The sequence below is a fragment of the Pseudonocardia sp. KRD291 genome, assembly GCF_019263595.1.
GTDB lineage: Bacteria > Actinomycetota > Actinomycetes > Mycobacteriales > Pseudonocardiaceae > Pseudonocardia.
In genome coordinates this window covers 16,896-32,307 of sequence record NZ_JADQDD010000004.1, presented here as the reverse complement: position 1 = coordinate 32,307, position 15,412 = coordinate 16,896, and the positions used below count along the sequence as shown (strand labels likewise).

Annotated in this window: 14 protein-coding genes; 8 read left to right on the top strand and 6 right to left on the bottom strand. The window is 73.8% G+C overall.

Going from position 1 to position 15,412, the window contains the following annotated elements; translation table 11 throughout:
* The first annotated feature begins 159 nt into the window (after positions 1-159).
* Both I4I78_RS01625 and I4I78_RS01620 read left to right on the top strand, forming a co-directional pair.
* Complete coding sequence (locus I4I78_RS01625) at positions 160-939, top strand: IclR family transcriptional regulator (protein ID WP_218609347.1); 780 nt, start codon at positions 160-162, stop codon at positions 937-939.
* Positions 936-2,342, top strand: a complete 1,407-nt coding sequence (locus I4I78_RS01620; RefSeq protein WP_308251845.1) for an MFS transporter — start codon at positions 936-938, stop codon at positions 2,340-2,342. The genes I4I78_RS01625 and I4I78_RS01620 overlap by 4 nt, the downstream gene beginning before the upstream one ends.
* A gap of 98 nt (positions 2,343-2,440) precedes the next feature.
* Here the strand turns inward: I4I78_RS01620 and I4I78_RS01615 are convergent, their stop codons facing one another.
* Positions 2,441-4,249, bottom strand: coding sequence for an ABC transporter ATP-binding protein (locus tag I4I78_RS01615; RefSeq protein ID WP_218609346.1), 1,809 nt, complete (start codon positions 4,247-4,249; stop codon positions 2,441-2,443).
* Positions 4,250-4,456: 207 nt separating this feature from the next.
* Here I4I78_RS01615 and I4I78_RS01610 point away from each other — a divergent pair, with 207 nt between their 5' ends.
* Both I4I78_RS01610 and I4I78_RS01605 read left to right on the top strand, forming a co-directional pair.
* Positions 4,457-4,837: a MarR family transcriptional regulator gene (locus I4I78_RS01610; RefSeq protein ID WP_308251844.1), complete on the top strand. Its 381-nt coding sequence runs from the start codon at positions 4,457-4,459 to the stop codon at positions 4,835-4,837.
* 162 nt (positions 4,838-4,999) lie between these two features.
* Entirely contained in the window at positions 5,000-6,091 is a 1,092-nt protein-coding gene (locus I4I78_RS01605) for a class I SAM-dependent methyltransferase (RefSeq protein WP_218609344.1), read from the top strand.
* 19 nt (positions 6,092-6,110) lie between these two features.
* Here the strand turns inward: I4I78_RS01605 and I4I78_RS01600 are convergent, their stop codons facing one another.
* Positions 6,111-6,326, bottom strand: coding sequence for a hypothetical protein (locus I4I78_RS01600; protein ID WP_218609343.1), 216 nt, complete (start codon positions 6,324-6,326; stop codon positions 6,111-6,113).
* Between the two features lie 145 nt (positions 6,327-6,471).
* On the opposite strand from I4I78_RS01600, the gene I4I78_RS01595 reads away from it, so the two are divergent.
* Complete coding sequence (locus I4I78_RS01595; protein ID WP_226378915.1) at positions 6,472-7,335, top strand: class II aldolase/adducin family protein; 864 nt, start codon at positions 6,472-6,474, stop codon at positions 7,333-7,335.
* Positions 7,336-7,447: 112 nt separating this feature from the next.
* Here I4I78_RS01595 and I4I78_RS01590 read toward each other — a convergent pair whose 3' ends face one another.
* The 4 genes from I4I78_RS01590 to I4I78_RS01575 all read right to left on the bottom strand — a co-directional run bounded on the left by I4I78_RS01590 (position 7,448) and on the right by I4I78_RS01575 (position 11,793).
* The gene (locus I4I78_RS01590) at positions 7,448-8,560 is read right to left on the bottom strand and encodes an acyl-CoA dehydrogenase family protein (protein ID WP_218609342.1); all 1,113 of its coding nucleotides are present in this window, start codon (positions 8,558-8,560) and stop codon (positions 7,448-7,450) included.
* Between the two features lies 1 nt (position 8,561).
* Positions 8,562-9,797 (bottom strand): acyl-CoA dehydrogenase family protein, encoded by a 1,236-nt coding sequence (locus tag I4I78_RS01585; RefSeq protein WP_226378914.1) that lies wholly within the window; start codon positions 9,795-9,797, stop codon positions 8,562-8,564.
* Positions 9,794-10,600 carry an enoyl-CoA hydratase/isomerase family protein gene (locus I4I78_RS01580; protein ID WP_218609341.1) on the bottom strand — a complete coding sequence of 269 codons (807 nt, stop codon included), beginning with the start codon at positions 10,598-10,600 and terminating at the stop codon, positions 9,794-9,796. Before I4I78_RS01580 ends, I4I78_RS01585 begins: the two co-directional genes overlap by 4 nt.
* Positions 10,601-10,710: 110 nt before the next feature.
* Positions 10,711-11,793: an AraC family transcriptional regulator gene (locus tag I4I78_RS01575; RefSeq protein WP_218609340.1), complete on the bottom strand. Its 1,083-nt coding sequence runs from the start codon at positions 11,791-11,793 to the stop codon at positions 10,711-10,713.
* A 109-nt stretch (positions 11,794-11,902) separates the two neighbouring features.
* Here I4I78_RS01575 and I4I78_RS01570 point away from each other — a divergent pair, with 109 nt between their 5' ends.
* The 3 genes from I4I78_RS01570 to I4I78_RS01560 are packed head-to-tail and all read left to right on the top strand — an operon-like array spanning position 11,903 to position 15,308.
* Positions 11,903-13,504, top strand: a complete 1,602-nt coding sequence (locus I4I78_RS01570) for an NAD(P)/FAD-dependent oxidoreductase (protein WP_218609339.1) — start codon at positions 11,903-11,905, stop codon at positions 13,502-13,504.
* The gene (locus tag I4I78_RS01565) at positions 13,501-14,382 is read left to right on the top strand and encodes an SDR family oxidoreductase (RefSeq protein ID WP_218609338.1); all 882 of its coding nucleotides are present in this window, start codon (positions 13,501-13,503) and stop codon (positions 14,380-14,382) included. The genes I4I78_RS01570 and I4I78_RS01565 overlap by 4 nt, the downstream gene beginning before the upstream one ends.
* On the top strand, positions 14,379-15,308 hold the full coding sequence (locus tag I4I78_RS01560; protein WP_218609337.1) for an alpha/beta fold hydrolase: 930 nt from the start codon (positions 14,379-14,381) through the stop codon (positions 15,306-15,308). The genes I4I78_RS01565 and I4I78_RS01560 overlap by 4 nt, the downstream gene beginning before the upstream one ends.
* The last annotated feature ends 104 nt before the right edge of the window (positions 15,309-15,412 follow it).

The following is a 15,412-nucleotide window of genomic DNA, read 5'->3' as shown; positions in this document are numbered from 1 at the left end:
CGCGCATCGTGTCGCCAATCACAGGGATTGTCGATGGGGAGCGCGACAGGTGTCGTTGTCGCGGACGACAACGACCCGGCCGGACGGCCACGTGCGCACGGGTCCCCGGGTGGGCTCGGCCCGACAGTAGTCTGGCCGCGACGGAAGGGAGCGGCACCGATGCCGGAGGCGGCGAAACGGGCGGTGGGCGGCGCCGCCCCCTCGACCGGCCCGGTCCTGGGCCGTGGCCTGCAGATCCTCGGCGCGTTCGACGCCGCCCGGCCGGCGATGACGCTCAGCGAGATCGCCCGGCACACCGGCATCCCGGTCTCGACCGTGCACCGGCTGCTCGGGGCGCTGATGGACTGGGGCGCGCTGGAGCGCGCCGACGACGGCACCTACCGGATCGGGCTGCGGCTCTGGGAGATCGGCTCGCTGGCCCCGCGCAGCCAGGCCCTGCGCGACCGCGCGCTGCCGTTCCTGGAGGACCTGTGCCAGGTCAGCCGGGAGAACGTGCAGCTCGCGGTGCGCGAGGGCACCGAGCTGGTCTTCGTCGAGCGGATCGCCGGGACCGGCGCCGTCCCGGTGCTGACCCGGGTCGGCGGCCGGTTCGCGCTGACCAGCACCGGCGTCGGGCTGGTGCTGCTCGCGCACGCGCCGCCGGAGGTGCAGGAGGACGTGCTGGGCGGCGCGGTCGAGGCGTTGACCCCGTTCACCGTCACCGACCCGGCGCGGCTGCGCGCGATGCTGGCCGACACCCGTACCCGCGGTTTCGCGGTCAGCGACCGCCAGGTCACCGACGACGCGCTGTCGGTGGCCGCGCCGGTGCACGACCGCAGCGGCCAGGTCGTCGCCGCGGTGTCGCTGGTGGTGCACGCCGGGTCGGTCCCGGCCCAGCAGCTCGCCACCCCCGTCCGGACGACGGCGCGCGCCATCTCGCGTGCCCTCGGGGCCCCGTGAACGGGGCTCCCCTGAACCACGTCCCCGGGACCGTCCGGCCCGCGCTCGCCCTCCTGGTGGCGGGCGCGTTCTTCATGGAGATCCTCGACGCCACGGTGATCGCCCCGGCGGCGCCGGCGATCGCGGCGGACCTGGGCGTCCCGGCCGTGTCGGTGAACGTGGCCGTCACCGCCTACGTCCTCACCGTCGCCGTGCTGATCCCGATCAGCGGATGGCTGACCGACCGGTTCGGTGCCCGGCGGGTGTTCGCCTGCGCGCTGGCGCTGTTCACGCTGGCCTCGGCCGGCTGCGCGCTGGCCGTCGACCTGCCGATGCTGGTCGGTACCCGGATCCTGCAGGGCGCTGGCGGGGCGATGATGGTGCCCGTCGGGCGGCTGGTGGTGCTGCGGACCACGGCCAAGACCGACCTGGTGCGCGCCATCGCCTACCTGACCTGGCCGGCCCTCGTCGCCCCGGTGGTCGCGCCCGCGCTGGGCGGGGTGCTGGCGCAGTACGCGTCGTGGCGGTGGATCTTCCTGGTGAACGTGCCGCTCGGGCTCGTCGGGCTGGTGCTGGCGCTGCGGCTGGTCCCGGACGTCCGCGCCGCGTCCCCGGACCGCCTCGACCGGTGGGGTGTCCTGCTCACCGCGGGTGGGGTCGGTGCGCTGGTCCTGGGCATGGAGTCGCTCGGTGCGGCCACGCCCGAGCCGGTGGTGGCGACCGTTGCACTCGTCGCGGCGCTCGCCCTGCTGGCGACCGCGGTCCGGCACCTCCTGCGGGCGGCCCGCCCGCTGCTGGATCTGCGGGTGCTGCGCGTCCCGACGTTCCGGGTGACGGCGTCCGGCGGGTCGGTGTTCCGGGCGGTGATCAGCGCCGTGCCGTTCCTGCTGCCACTGCTGTTCCAGCTCGGTTTCGGCTGGGACCCGGCGCGGGCCGGCCTGACGGTGATCGCCCTGTTCGTGGGCAACGTCGCGGTCAAACCGGCGACCACACCGTTGATGCGCCTGTTCGGCATCCGCACGGTGCTGCTCGCCAGCGTCGCCGGGTCGGCCGCCTGCCTGGGCGCGATCGCGTTCCTGCAGGCCGCGACGCCGACACCGCTGCTGCTGGCGCTGCTGGTGGCGAGCGGGGTGTTCCGCTCGGTCGGGTTCACCGCGTTCAACACCGTCGCCTACGCCGACGTCGCCGCCGGCCGGATGACCCACGCCAACACCCTGATGTCGACGCTGCAGGAGCTCGGCACCGGGCTCGGCGTCGCCGCCGGTGCGCTGCTGGTCCGCCTGGGCGGCGCGGTGACCGGCGCCGACGGCGCGACCCCGTTCCGGGTCGCGTTCGTCGCCCTGGCCGTCGTGCTCCTGTGGCCCGCGCTCGAGGGCGCGTTCCTCCCCCGCGAAGCCGGCGACATAGTCACCGGCCGAGCCTGACGCCCCCCTCCCCACCGTCGCGTTGTGGAGCCGTATCGCGAGATCAGAGCACGTGGGAGTGCATCAGGGCTCCACGACGTCGGGGGTCGAGGTGATGGTCAGGCGGCGGCGAGGGCGGCGTAGCGGCCCTCGCTCGCCACCAGGGTGTCGTGCGTGCCGGTCTCGGCGATCCGGCCGTGGTCGACGACGGCGATCGCGTCGGCGTCGCGGACGGTGGACAGCCGGTGCGCGATGGTGATCGTGGTGCGGCCCCGGGACAGGGCGTCGAACGCGTGCTGCACTGCCCTTTCGGTCTCGGTGTCCAGGGCGCTGGTGGCCTCGTCGAGGACCAGGACCTTCGGGTCGCGCAGCAGCGTGCGGGCGATCGCGATCCGCTGCTGCTCGCCGCCGGAGAACCGGTGCCCGCGGGAGCCGACGAGGGTGTCGTAGCCCTCTGGCAGCTCGGCGATCATGTCGTGCACCTGCGCGGCGCGGGCCGCGTCCTCGATCTCGGCGTCGGTCGCGTCCGGGCGGGCGTAGCGCAGGTTCTCCCGGACGGTGGTGTGCAGCAGGTAGGTCTCCTGGCTGACCACACCCACGATCGAGGCCAGGTCGCCGAGAGCGATGTCGCGGACGTCGACGCCGTCGATCGTCACCCGGCCGCCGGTCGGGTCGTAGAGCCGTGCGACGAGCGAGGCGAGCGTGGACTTGCCGGAACCGGTCTCGCCGACCAGAGCCAGCGTGGTCCCGGCCGGGACGTCGAGGTCCACCCCGGCGACGGCGGCGGAGTCACTGCCCGGGTAGGCGAACGTCACGTCCTCGAAGCGCACGTGGCCGCCGACGGCGGCCGGGTCGATGACGACCGGGTGCTCCGGCTCGTCGACCTCGACGGTCAGGTCCAGGTACTCGAAGATCCGCGCGAACAGGGCGAGCGAGGCGATCAGCGACACGCCGACGCCGAGCAGGCCCATGATCGGGCGGAACAGCCCCGACTGCAGCGCGGTGAACGCGACCAGGGTGCCGATGCTCATCGCACCCGCGGTGAACGGCAGCCCGGCGGACAGGTAGATCACGGCCGGGATCGCGGCGAAGATGACCTGCATCGAGGCCATGCTCCATCGGCCGGCGAGCTGTGACCGCAGCTCCAGGTCGACCAGGCGGGCCGAGGAGTCGGTGAACCGCCGGGTCAGCGCGGGGCCACTGCCCATCGTCTTGGACAGCAGCACACCGGAGATCGACAGGCTCTCCTCGACGGTGACGTTGAGGTCGGCCAGCTCGCGCTGCTGGCGGGCGGTGACCGCGCGGCGCATCGCGGCGACCTTGCGGGTCAGGAACACCGCGGGCGGCATCACGACCAGCGAGATCAGCGTCAGCTGCCAGGACAGGGCGAGCATCGCGACCGCGGTGGCGACGGCGGTGGTCAGGTTCGAGGCGACCGAGGTGGCGGTCGAGGTGACGACGGACTGCATGCCGCCGATGTCGTTGGTGATGCGGGACTGCACCTCGCCGGTGCGGGTCCGGGTGAAGAACGCGATCGACTGGCGCTGCAGGTGGGCGAACACGCTGGTCCGCAGGCCGTGCATGACCTTCTGGCCGACCTGCGTGCTGATCCAGGTCTGGACGACGCCGAGCGCGGCGGTCACCGCGGCGACGGCGATCATGCCGCCGGCGAGCCAGGCGAGCAGCACCACGTCGCGGTCGGGCAGCGCGACGTCGATGACCTCGCGCAGCAGGAACGGCGAGGCCATCCCGACGATCGAGGACGCGACGATGATCGCGATGACAACGGTCAGCGGGCCCCGGTGCGGGGCGAACAGGGCGCCGATGCGGCGCAGGGACACGTCGCGGGCGGCCGCCCGGTCGGCGGCGTTGGTCGTGGTGCCGCGACGGCCCGGACGTCCGGGCGGGGTGGGGGTATCGGTGGCCAAGGTGGTGGTCCTCTCGGTGGACTCATGTTTGCTGAGGTAACCTCATCATGAGGCAGCAACCGTAGTTCTTGCTAGTTTGTTCCCGTGCCGGGGGACGATCGCGAACAGACCCGAGATCGTGGAGAGACCCGGGATGGTGAAGAGACCCGGGATCGCGAGGAGACCCTGACCGAGGCCTTCTGGGCGGTCGCGCGGACGCTGCGGCACGTGTCCAAGGAGGCTCTGGCCCCCTACGACGTGTCGCCGTCGCAGTCCCGGGCGATCGGCGTCCTGGCCCGGCACGGCGACATGCGCCCCGGCGAGCTGGCCCGCCACCTGCGGATCGCGCCCCGCTCGGCGACCGAGGTCGTCGACGATCTCGAGGCCCGCGGCATGGTCGAGCGCTCCCCCGACCCGCAGGACCGGCGCGCCACGATCCTGCGGCTGACCGGCGGCGGCGCGCAGGTGGCGGCCGAGATCCGGGGCGCGCGGGCCGCCGAGGCGGAGGACTTCTTCGGCCGCCTCGACGCCGCCGACCGGGCCGAGCTGACCCGGATCCTGCACGCCCTGCGCGAGGACCCGGAGAACCCGCCCGGCTGTCCGCCCTGACCGACGTCGCGTCCGTGATCGACGTTCGAGGAAGGATCGTGGCCATCGGTGGCCGGAAGGTGACCACAGAAATCGATCACGCTTACCCCGTCGGACCGCCCGGTCTACCGGAGTCGACATCGATCCTTCCGGCGGCCGCCACGGCTGGGGCACGATCGGCACATGACCATCGCCGAGTCCCCCGACAGTGCCGTCCCGGACCGGAAGAAGGTGCGGGCGTTCGCCCGGTCGCTCTTCGGGATCTACACCCACGGGGCGCTCGCCTACATGATCGACCTGGGGCACCGGCTCGGGCTGTTCACCGCGGCCGCCCACGGGCCCGCGACGTCTCCCGAGCTGGCCACGCGGGCCGGTCTGGACGAGCGGTACGTCCGGGAGTGGCTGGGCGCGATGGTGACCGCCGAGATCATGACCTACGACCGCGACGCGGCGGCCTACACGCTCCCGCCGGAGCACGCGGCCGCGCTGACCGGGCCGGGTTCGAAGAACATGGGCCCGATGGCGGCGATGGTCACGCTGCTGGGCCGCAACCTCGAGGGCGTCGAGGAGGCGTTCCGGACCGGCGGCGGGGTGCCCTACGACGCGTTCGCCCCGCACTTCACCGGCGTGATGGACGAGCTCAACCGCCGCCCGCTCGACGAGCTGCTGGTCGAGGCGTGGCTCCCGCTGGCGCCCGGCCTGACCGAGCGGCTCGCCGCGGGTGCCCGGGTCGCCGACGTCGGCTGCGGGACCGGGCACGCACTGGCCGTGCTCGGCGCCGCGTTCCCGGCGTCGACGTTCGTCGGCTACGACCTGTCCTCGGAGGCGATCGGGCTGGCCCGCGCCGAGGTGGCGGACGCGGGGCTGGCGAACGTGTCGTTCGAGGTCGCCGACGTCTCCGCACTGGCGCCGCAGCGGCCGTTCGACGTCGTGTTCGCGATCGACGCGGTGCACGACCAGGCCGCCCCGGCCGAGGTTCTGCGCGGCGTGCACGACGCCCTCACCCCGGGCGGGACGTTCGTCATGATCGACATGGCGGCGTCGAGCGAGCTGTCCGAGAACGTGGGCAACCCGTTCGCGCCGTGGATCTACTCGATCAGCACGCTGCACTGCATGACGGTCTCGCTCGCCTCCGGCGGCGCGGGGCTCGGCGCTGCCTGGGGCGAGGGTCTGGCACGCCGGATGCTGGGCGAGGCCGGGTTCGGCGAGGTCACCGCGCACCCGGCGCCCGGGCAGGGCCTGAACCTGATCTACGTGACCGGGCGTCCGGAGTGAGCGGCCCGAAGAACAGCGCTCAGCCCGCCTGACGTCGTTGCTGCTCCCGTGCCTCGCGCAGGGCCTTCGACGCCCGGGGCCCGGCCGCCGCGCTCGCCCCGACCACGATCAGCCAGAGGACCTGCAGGGCGGTGGGCGCCCCGATGGCGACCAGCCCGCTCGCGCAGACCGCGCCCCACCACACGGGGCGCTCCCCCGCCGGGTCGCCGGCGAACCATCCGGTGTCGGTGCTCATGTCCTTACCTCATGCCCACGGTGGTCCGTGCGCCGCCGAGGACCGGCGGCGCGCCTCCCGTCTGACCAGTATTCGCCTTCCGGGCCCGAAAGGTTCGCCGGAGCGGTGGGTTGACGACGGCGGCGCCGCGGCGCACCTTCGAATCATGGCCGCACCCACGAAGCCCCATACCGCCGCGACGCCGTCCGCCGAGGCACCGTCCGCCGAGACGCCCGAGTCCTCGATGCCCTCGTTCGAGCCGACGCAGGACGGCATCTCCCTGCCCAAGCCCCCGGTCTTCGCGACCAGCGCCGAGGAGCGCCTGCACCGCAAGCAGCAGCTCGCGGGCGCGTTCCGGATCTTCGGTCGGTTCGGGTTCGGCGAGGGCATCGCCGGGCACATCACCGTCCGCGACCCGGAGGACCCGGACATGTTCTGGGTCAACCCGTTCGGCATGTCGTTCCGCCACATCCGGGTCTCCGACCTGATCCTGGTCGACCACGACGGCGTCGTCCGCTACGGGAACAAGCCCGTGAACCGGGCCGGGTTCGTGATCCACTCCGCGGTGCACGAGGCGCGCCCGGACGTCGTCGCCGCCTGCCACGCGCACTCGGTGCACGGCAAGGCCTGGTCGTCGCTGGGACGCAAGCTCGACCCGATCACCCAGGACGCGTGCGCGCTCTACGACAACCACACCGTCGTCGCCGAGGGCGCCGGGGCGGTGGTCGTGGACCGCGAGGCCGGCGCGGCACTGGCCAAGGGGCTGGGCGACCTGCGGATGGCGTTCCACCAGAACCACGGCATCTTCACCGTGGGCGACACCGTCGCCGAGGCCGCGTGGTGGTTCATCAGCACCGAGCGCAACTGCCAGGCCCAGCTCCTGGCCGAGGCCGCGGGCACGCCGACGATGATCGACCACGCGAACGCCGACTTCACCCGCGAGCAGACGGGCAGCCCGTTCGCCGGCTGGTTCTCCTTCCAGCCGCTCTGGGACGAGGTCGTCCGCACCGACCCCGACCTGTTCGACTGACTCGCACCCCGACGCCGCCCACCGCCGCCGCCGCATTCCGGCGCCGCATCCGAAACGGTGCCCTCGCACGTGACATGACGCGTGCGGGGGCACCGTTTCGCGTGCGGGAGCGCTAGATGTTCAGCAGGCCGGCCAGGCGGGCGCGTTGCGCGCCGGGGGTGCCCAGGAGCAGCTCGTCGGACTTGGCGCGCTTGTAGAACAGGTGCGCGTCGTGCTCCCAGGTGTAGCCGATGCCGCCGTGGTACTGGACCATCCCGGTCGCCACCTCGAAGTACCGCGGGCCGACGTAGACGCCTGCCACCGCGGCGGCCAGCGGGAGCGCGCCGGGGTCGTGGTCGGCGGCCCAGGCGGCGTAGCGGACGGCCGACTCGGACTGCTCCCACGCCGCGTACATGTCCGCGCACCCGTGCTTGACCGCCTGGTACGACCCGATCGGCCGGCCGAACTGCACCCGGATCTTCGCGTACTCGACGGTCAGCTCCATCGCCCGCTCGATGCCGGCGGTCTGCTCCGCGGCCAGTGCGACGGCGCCCCGGTCGCCCGCCGCGGACAGCGCCGCGGCGGCGTCGCCGTCGAGGCGGGTCGCGGGTGTGCCGGCCAGGTCGATCCGGGCCAGCCGACGGGTCGGGTCGATCGAGGCCAGGCGGGCGCGGGTCAGGCCCGAGGCCCCGGCCTCGACCAGGAACAGCGCCGGGCCGTCGTCGGTGACCGCGTGCACGACGAGCACGTCGGCGACCTCCCCGGACAGCACCGGACTCTTGCGGCCCTCGATCCTCCAGCCGTCCCCGGAGCGGGTCGCGCGGGTGGCCGAGGGGCCCGGGTCGAACACCCCGGCCCCGTCCTCGGCGACGGCGAGCGCCGCGATCCGCTCCCCCGACGCCAGCGCCGCCGCCAGCTCGTCGCGGGCCGGCTGGGCCGGCAGTGCCAGCAGGGTGTCCAGCACGAACACCGCCGAGGCCAGGAACGGCGACGGGACGAGCGCGCGCCCCAGCTCGGCGGCCAGGACCGAGCGCTCCACGTGCCCGGCCCCGGCGCCACCCAGCTCCTCCGGGACCGCGAGGCCGAGCACACCCAGGTCGGTGCCCAGGCGCCGCCACAGCTCGGCGTCGTGGCCGGTGTCGCTGTCCATCGCCGTGCGGACCCTCGCCGAGTCGGCGTGGTCGGTGAGCAGGTCGCGCACCGCGGCGCGCAGCTCCTGCTGCTCGGAGGTCAGGACCAGGTCCATCTCAGCTCCCGCCCTTCGGTGTCTGCTCGGACGAGGTCTCTGCCGCCGAGGTCTGGGTCCCCACCGTGAGATCGCGGAACGCGACGCCCCGGTCGACCTGCGGCTCGCGGGGCAGGCCGAGGATCCGGTCGCCGATGATGCCGCGCTGGATCTCGTTCGTGCCGCCGGCGATGTTCGAGGCCGGGGTCGAGTTGGTCCCCAGCTCCAGGCTCGCGGCGCCGGTGTCGCCGTCCTCCCAGGCCACCATGTTCGCGCCGGCCAGGTGCCCTGCGGTGTCCACCGCGCGGCGCAGCAGCATCGCCCCGGCCAGCTTGCCGACCGAGCCCCGCGAGCCGGGGGCGGCACCGGCGACGGTCTCCTGGCGCATCCGGGCGTTGAACAGCTCGAGCACCCGCTGGTGGGCGTAGAGGTCGGCGAGGCGGTCGCGGGCGACCGGGTCGGTGCCGTGCCGGCGGCCCAGATCGGCCAGCGCCTCGAACGTCAGCCCGCTGCTGCGCTTCTGGCGCAGCCCGGAGATCGTGACGCGCTCGTGCCCGAGCATGGTGACCGCGGCCGCCCAGCCGGCGTTGACCTGCCCCAGGACGTCGTCCGGACCGACCCGGACGCCGTCGAGGTAGACCTCGTTGAACGGTGCGCCGCCGGTCATGTCGACCAGCGGGCGCACGGTCAGCCCCGGGGCGCGCATGTCGACGACGAACATCGTGATGCCGCCGTGCTTGGGCCGGTCCGGGTCGGTGCGGGCGAGGATCGCGCCGTAGTCGGCCCACTGCGCGTTCGACGTCCACACCTTCGCACCCGTCAGCACCCAGCCGTCACCGTCGGCGACGGCCCTGCACTGCAGGCCGGCGACGTCGGACCCGGCGCCGGGCTCGGAGAACAGCTGGCACCAGATCTCCTCGCCGCGCAGCAGCGGCGGCAGGTAGCGGCGCTTCTGCTCGTCGGTCCCGAGGTCGACGATCGTCGGCCCGCACATGCCCATCCCGATCAGGAAGGGACGCACCGGCATCTCGAACGCCGCGGCCTCCTCGGCGAAGATCTGCTGCTCGGCGGGCCCGAGGCCCTGACCACCGGACCCGGCGGGCCAGGTGATCCCGGAGTAGCCGGCGTCGTGCAGGGCGGCCTGGAACGCCTTCGCCTCCTCGACGTCGCCGGTCGGGTTCTCCGGCACGTGCCCGGCCAGCCAGGCCCGCAGGGTCCGCCGGTACTCGTGCAGCCGGTCCTCGGCAGTGGTCGTCATGGGTCCCTCCGTGCGTTCGTGCCGTCCACGACCCAGGTACCGGTGAACTCCGGCTCCACCCGGTCGACGAACGCGCGCAGCGCCGCCGGTGCGTCCGTCCCGCGGTTGATCGTCTGCGCCCGAGCCTCCGCGGTCAACGCCTCGCGCATCGTCGACGACGAGCCGCTCTCCAGCAGCGCCTTCGTCTCGGCCAGCGCGATCGGCGGGCCGGCCGCCAGCCGGGCGGCGAGGTCGTCGACGAACGCGTCCACCTCGTCGGCCCCGACCAGCCAGGTGACCAGGCCGAGGTCGCGCGCCTCCTCCGCCGAGACCATCTCCGCGAGCAGCGCGAGCCGCTTGGCCTGCTGCATCCCGACCAGGCGCGGCAGCAGCCAGGACCCGCCGAAGTCCAGCGACAGCCCGCGGCGGGCGAAGATCTGGGAGAACCGGGCCTGCGGCGTGGCGACGACGAGGTCGCAGCCCAGCGCCAGGTTCCAGCCGGCGCCGACGGCCACCCCGTCCACCTTCGCCACCGTCGGCACGCTCAGCTCGTGCAGGGCCAGCGCGACCTCGTTGACCCGGTGCATGGTCACGAGCGGGTGCCCGTCGGGCTGCGAGCCGAGGTCGGCCCCGGCGCAGAACGCCCCGGGCGCGCCGGCGAGCACCACGGCCCGCACGGACGCGTCGTGCCGCGCGTCGACGAACGCCGCGCGCAGCGCCTCCCAGAGCTCGCCGTCGATGGCGTTGCGCCGGTGCGGGCGGTTCAGCGTGAGGGTCAGGGCGCCGCCGTCGCGGTGCGTGAGCAGCACCGGTTCCTCACCCACACGCACCTCCGGGGTCGTTCGGCGGGCGCGGCCTCCTCGCCCGCCGATCACACTGCCACCCGCCGTGGGCGCCCGTCACGTCCCGGCCGGTGATCTCCGGGCCGGACGGGCTACGGCCCGGCGGCCCGGCGCACCGCCCGCGGGGTGTCGCCGAACCAGCGCCGCGACGCCCGGGTCAGCGCGGACTGCTCGGCCAGCCCGATCATCGCCGTCACCTGCGAGAACGGCAGGTCGGAGCGGGTGATCAACCGGTGCGCGGCCTCCCGGCGGACCTCGTCGAGCACGGTCTCGAACGTCGTCCCCTCGGCCGCGAGGTGGCGCTGCAGCGTGCGCGGGTGCATCCGGAGCAGCCGCGCGACCGACGGGATCCGCGCCGGTGAGGTGCCCAGGGAGCGGACCAGGGCGGTCCGGACCCGGTCGGTGACCGTGCGGCCGGGGCGGTCGAAGTGGTTCTCCAGGTAGTCGATCGCGATCGCGCGCACCGTCTCGTCCCCGCCGTGCATCGGGCGGGACGCGAGCTCGGAGGGCACCCGCAGCACCGCGGCGTCGCGTTCGAACCGGACGTCGGTGCCGAAGAACTCGCGGTAGCGCGAGACCGGGGCCAGCGGCGGGTGCGGCAGGTGCGCCGAGCGCAGGCCGTACGGTCCGCCGCCGAGGACGAGCACGATCCGGTGGAACACGCCCAGCCCGAGGTCGACGGCCTGCGGGGGCGGCGGGTCGGGCTCGGTGCTGCCGTAGAGCAGGCCCATCACGCCGGGCGCGCCCTCCGGGTCGTCGATCCGGGAGACCCGCAGCGCCGGGCTGTGCACGAACAGGAACCGCGACGCGCAGTCGAGCGCCTCCCCCATCGTCGCCGAGTTCTCCACCGCCACCGCGAGGGGGCCGAGCACGTCGGGTCCCTGGTGCTCGGCCAGGCGCAGTCCCAGGTCCGGGCAGTCGAGCTCGGCGGCGGCGGTCTCCAGGATCCGCCCGGCCGTGGCGGAGCGGATCAGGACGTCGGGAGCGTCCGGACCCCCGGGGTCGGTGGCGTCGCCGTGCTCGGTGGCGTCGCCGGCGGCCGGGTCGACGGGGACCGGGTCGACGGCGCCGGGCGGCACCCGGAAGCGGGCCAGCAGCGCCGCGCCGTCCCCGCCGAGCGAGTCCACCAGCGGGGTGAGACCGCGCAGCGCGGCCGCCCGGATCATCGACGCCATGTCGCGTCAGAGTAAATTAGTGTCGCGCTCGGTCAAGTACCGGTCGCTGCGCGCGGGCCATACTCGTGATCAGATTCGCTGACGCCGTCGTCGCCGAAGGAGGCCGAACATGACGAGCACCCAGCAGCCGTCCACCCCGAAGCCGTCGACCCAGCAGTCGTCGAGCCAGCAGTCGTCGAGCCAGCCGCCGCCCACGCAGGCGTCCGGCACCGGCGGGCCGGGCGCCGAGCACCTCGACGTGCTGATCGTGGGGGCGGGGCTCTCCGGTGTCGGCGCGGCCTGGCGCCTGCAGCAGGAACTGCCGGGCAAGAGCTACGCGATCCTCGAGGGCCGCGACAACATCGGCGGCACCTGGGACCTGTTCCGCTACCCGGGGGTCCGCTCGGACTCGGACATGTTCACCCTGGCCTACCCGTTCCGCCCGTGGCGTGAGCGCAAGTCGATGGCCTCGGGCGAGAGCATCCGGCACTACATCTCCGACACCGCGGACGAGGGCGGCATCCGGCCGCACATCCGGTTCGGCACCAAGGTCGTGCGCTCCTCCTGGGACACCGCGACCGCCCGCTGGACGGTCGAGACCCGCACCGCGGACGGCCCGAAGACCTACACCTGCTCGTTCCTGTACATGTGCTCGGGCTACTACAACTACGACGAGGGCTACCAGCCCGAGTTCGAGGGCCGCGAGGACTTCACCGGGCAGTGGGTGCACCCGCAGTTCTGGCCGCAGGACCTGGACTACGCCGGGAAGAACGTGGTGGTGATCGGCAGCGGCGCGACCGCCGTCACGCTGATCCCGGCGATGGCCGAGAAGGCCGGGCACGTGACGATGCTGCAGCGCTCGCCGTCCTACCTGACGGTGCTGCCCAGCACCGACCCGTCCGCCGACGCGCTGCGGAAGTACCTGCCGGCGAAGCTCGCGCACCACCTGCTGCGCGCCCAGTACGTCACGCTGACCCAGGCGTTCTACCAGCTCGCCCGGCGCCGCCCGGAGCGTGTGAAGAAGATCCTGCGCGGGCTGGCCCTGAAGTTCCTCAAGGACGAGAAGGCCGTCGACGAGCACTTCACGCCGTCCTACGAGCCCTGGGACCAGCGCCTGTGCGTCGTCCCCGAGGGGGACTTCTTCACGTCGATCCGCCACGGGAAGGCGTCGGTGGTCACCGACCACATCGACCGGATCACCCCGACCGGCATCCGGCTGCGCTCCGGCGAGGAGATCGCCGCCGACGTGATCGTCTCGGCGACCGGCCTGACGCTGCAGCCCCTCGGCGGGATGGAGGTGTTCGTCGACGGCGCGCAGGTCGACCTGGGTGACACCGTCGCCTACCGCGGCCTGATGCTGTCCGGCATCCCGAACCTGGCGCTGTGCATCGGCTACGTCAACGCCTCCTGGACGCTGCGCGCGGACCTGGTCTCGCGTTACGTGCCCCGACTGCTCGCCCACATGGACCGCAAGGGCTACGCGATCGCCACCCCGCGCCCGGACCAGAAGCCCGACCGCCCGCTGCTCGACCTCAAGTCCGGGTACGTGCAGCGCTCGGTGTCGAAGTTCCCCAAGCAGGGCGAGAACGACCCGTGGCGCCTGCGCCAGAACTTCTTCCTCGACGCCGTCGGCATGAACCGCGGCGACCTGACCCGCGACATGTCGTTCACCCGGCTCGTCGACCTCCCGAGGACGTCGACCGAGCACGGGGCAAAGGAGCTCGCATCGTGAGCACGAACCCGTACCGCTTCGCCGAGGGCACCGCCGTGGTGACCGGCGCCGCCAGTGGCATCGGCGAGAACCTCGCGTACGGCCTGGCCGTGCGCGGCAGCAACCTGGTCCTGCTCGACCGCGACGGCGGGCGCCTGGACGCCGTCGCCTCGACGATCCGCGGCCGCCACCCCGGCCTGTCGGTGTCCACGCTGGTCGTGGACCTGGCCGACCGGACCGCCCTGGACGCCGCCGCGCAGCAGATCCTGGCCGAGCACCCGCAGATCACGCTGCTGGTCAACAACGCCGGCGTCGCGCTCGGCGGCGACTTCTCCCGGCTCACGCTCGACGAGTTCGACTGGGTCATGGACATCAACTTCCACGCCCCGGTCCGGCTGACCCACCACCTGCTGCCGGCCCTGACCGCGCAGCCGGGCGGACACCTGGTCAACGTGTCGAGCCTGTTCGGCCTGATCGCCCCGCCCGGGCAGTCGGCGTACTGCGCGAGCAAGTTCGGCATCCGCGGGTTCTCCGAGGTGCTGCGCAGCGAGCTGGCCCAGGGCGGCACCGGCGTCACCACCGTGCACCCGGGCGGGATCAAGACCCGGATCGCCTCCGACGCCCGGGTCGGGGTGAACATCCCGGCCGACGAGGCGGAGCAGGGCAAGCGCGACTTCGCCAAGCTGCTCACGATCCCGCCGGAGAAGGCCGCCGAGCAGATCATCGACGGGATCGAGCACCGCCGCGCGCGGGTGCTGATCGGGATGAGCGCGAAGATCCCGGACGTGCTGGCTCGGTTGTTCCCGGCCAACAGCGTGACGGTGTTCTCCCGCCTGGTCGGCGCGGCCGGCGCGGCGCAGAAGAAGCTCCCGTCCGGCGCGGGGGCGGCACGGCGATGACGACCGGCACCTCCCGGGGCCCGCTCACCGCGGGTGCTCCGGCGCCGCCGACCCACCCGTCGCCGCCCGGTGACCTCGCGACCGTCACCGTGCGCGGTGCCCGGATCCGGGTCCGCACCAGCGGCGACCCGGCGGCGCCCCCGGTCCTGCTGCTGCACGGCATCGGGCGCAGCCTGGAGGACTGGGACGCCCAGCACGAGCGCCTCTCCGGTACCCACCGCGTGATCAGCACCGACCTGGCCGGGTTCGGCCTGTCCGACCGGCTGCCCGGCCCGGCGACGTTCGAGCAGCTCGCCGACGGCGCCGTCGGGGTGCTGGACGCGATCGGCGAGCGACGCCCTGTGCACCTGATGGGCAACTCGCTCGGCGGCGCGGTGGCGATGCTGGTGCTCACCCGGGCCCCGGAGCGGGTCGCCACGCTGACCCTGGTCGACGCCGCGGGCTTCGGTTCCGAGGTCACGGTGGCGTTGCGGGTGCTGGGCATCCCGTTCGTCGGCGCCCGGCTGCTCACCCGGATCGACCGCGCGGCCGCCCGCCGGACCGAGCGGGCGATCTTCCTCGACGACGCGTTCGTCACCGAGGAGCGGGTCTCGTTCGCCCTCGAGGTCGCCGCCCGGGCCGACCAGGCCGCCGTGTTCGCCGACATCGCCAGGGAGCTCGGGACCGTGCGCGGCGTGCGTCCGCAGTGGCGGGCGGCGCTGCTCGCCGAGGTCGCCCGGCGCCCCCGCCCGACGCTCGCCGTGTGGGGCGAGCGGGACATCATCCTCCCCGGCCACCACCTGCGCGCGGCGCTCGCGGCGATCCCGCACGCCCGCTCGCACGTGTTCGCCCGCTGCGGTCACATGCCGCAGATCGAGCGCGCCGACGCCTTCGCCGACCTGGCGCTGACGTTCCTGCGCGACGCCGCGCGCGAGCCGAACGTCTGAGCGGGGTCCTGCCGGGCGGGCCGAGTCCGAGGGAGGGCCCGGGCACCCTCCTCTCGAGAATTCCCTCGCGAACTCCGAGAGTTCGCGAGCGAATTCCCGCGGGA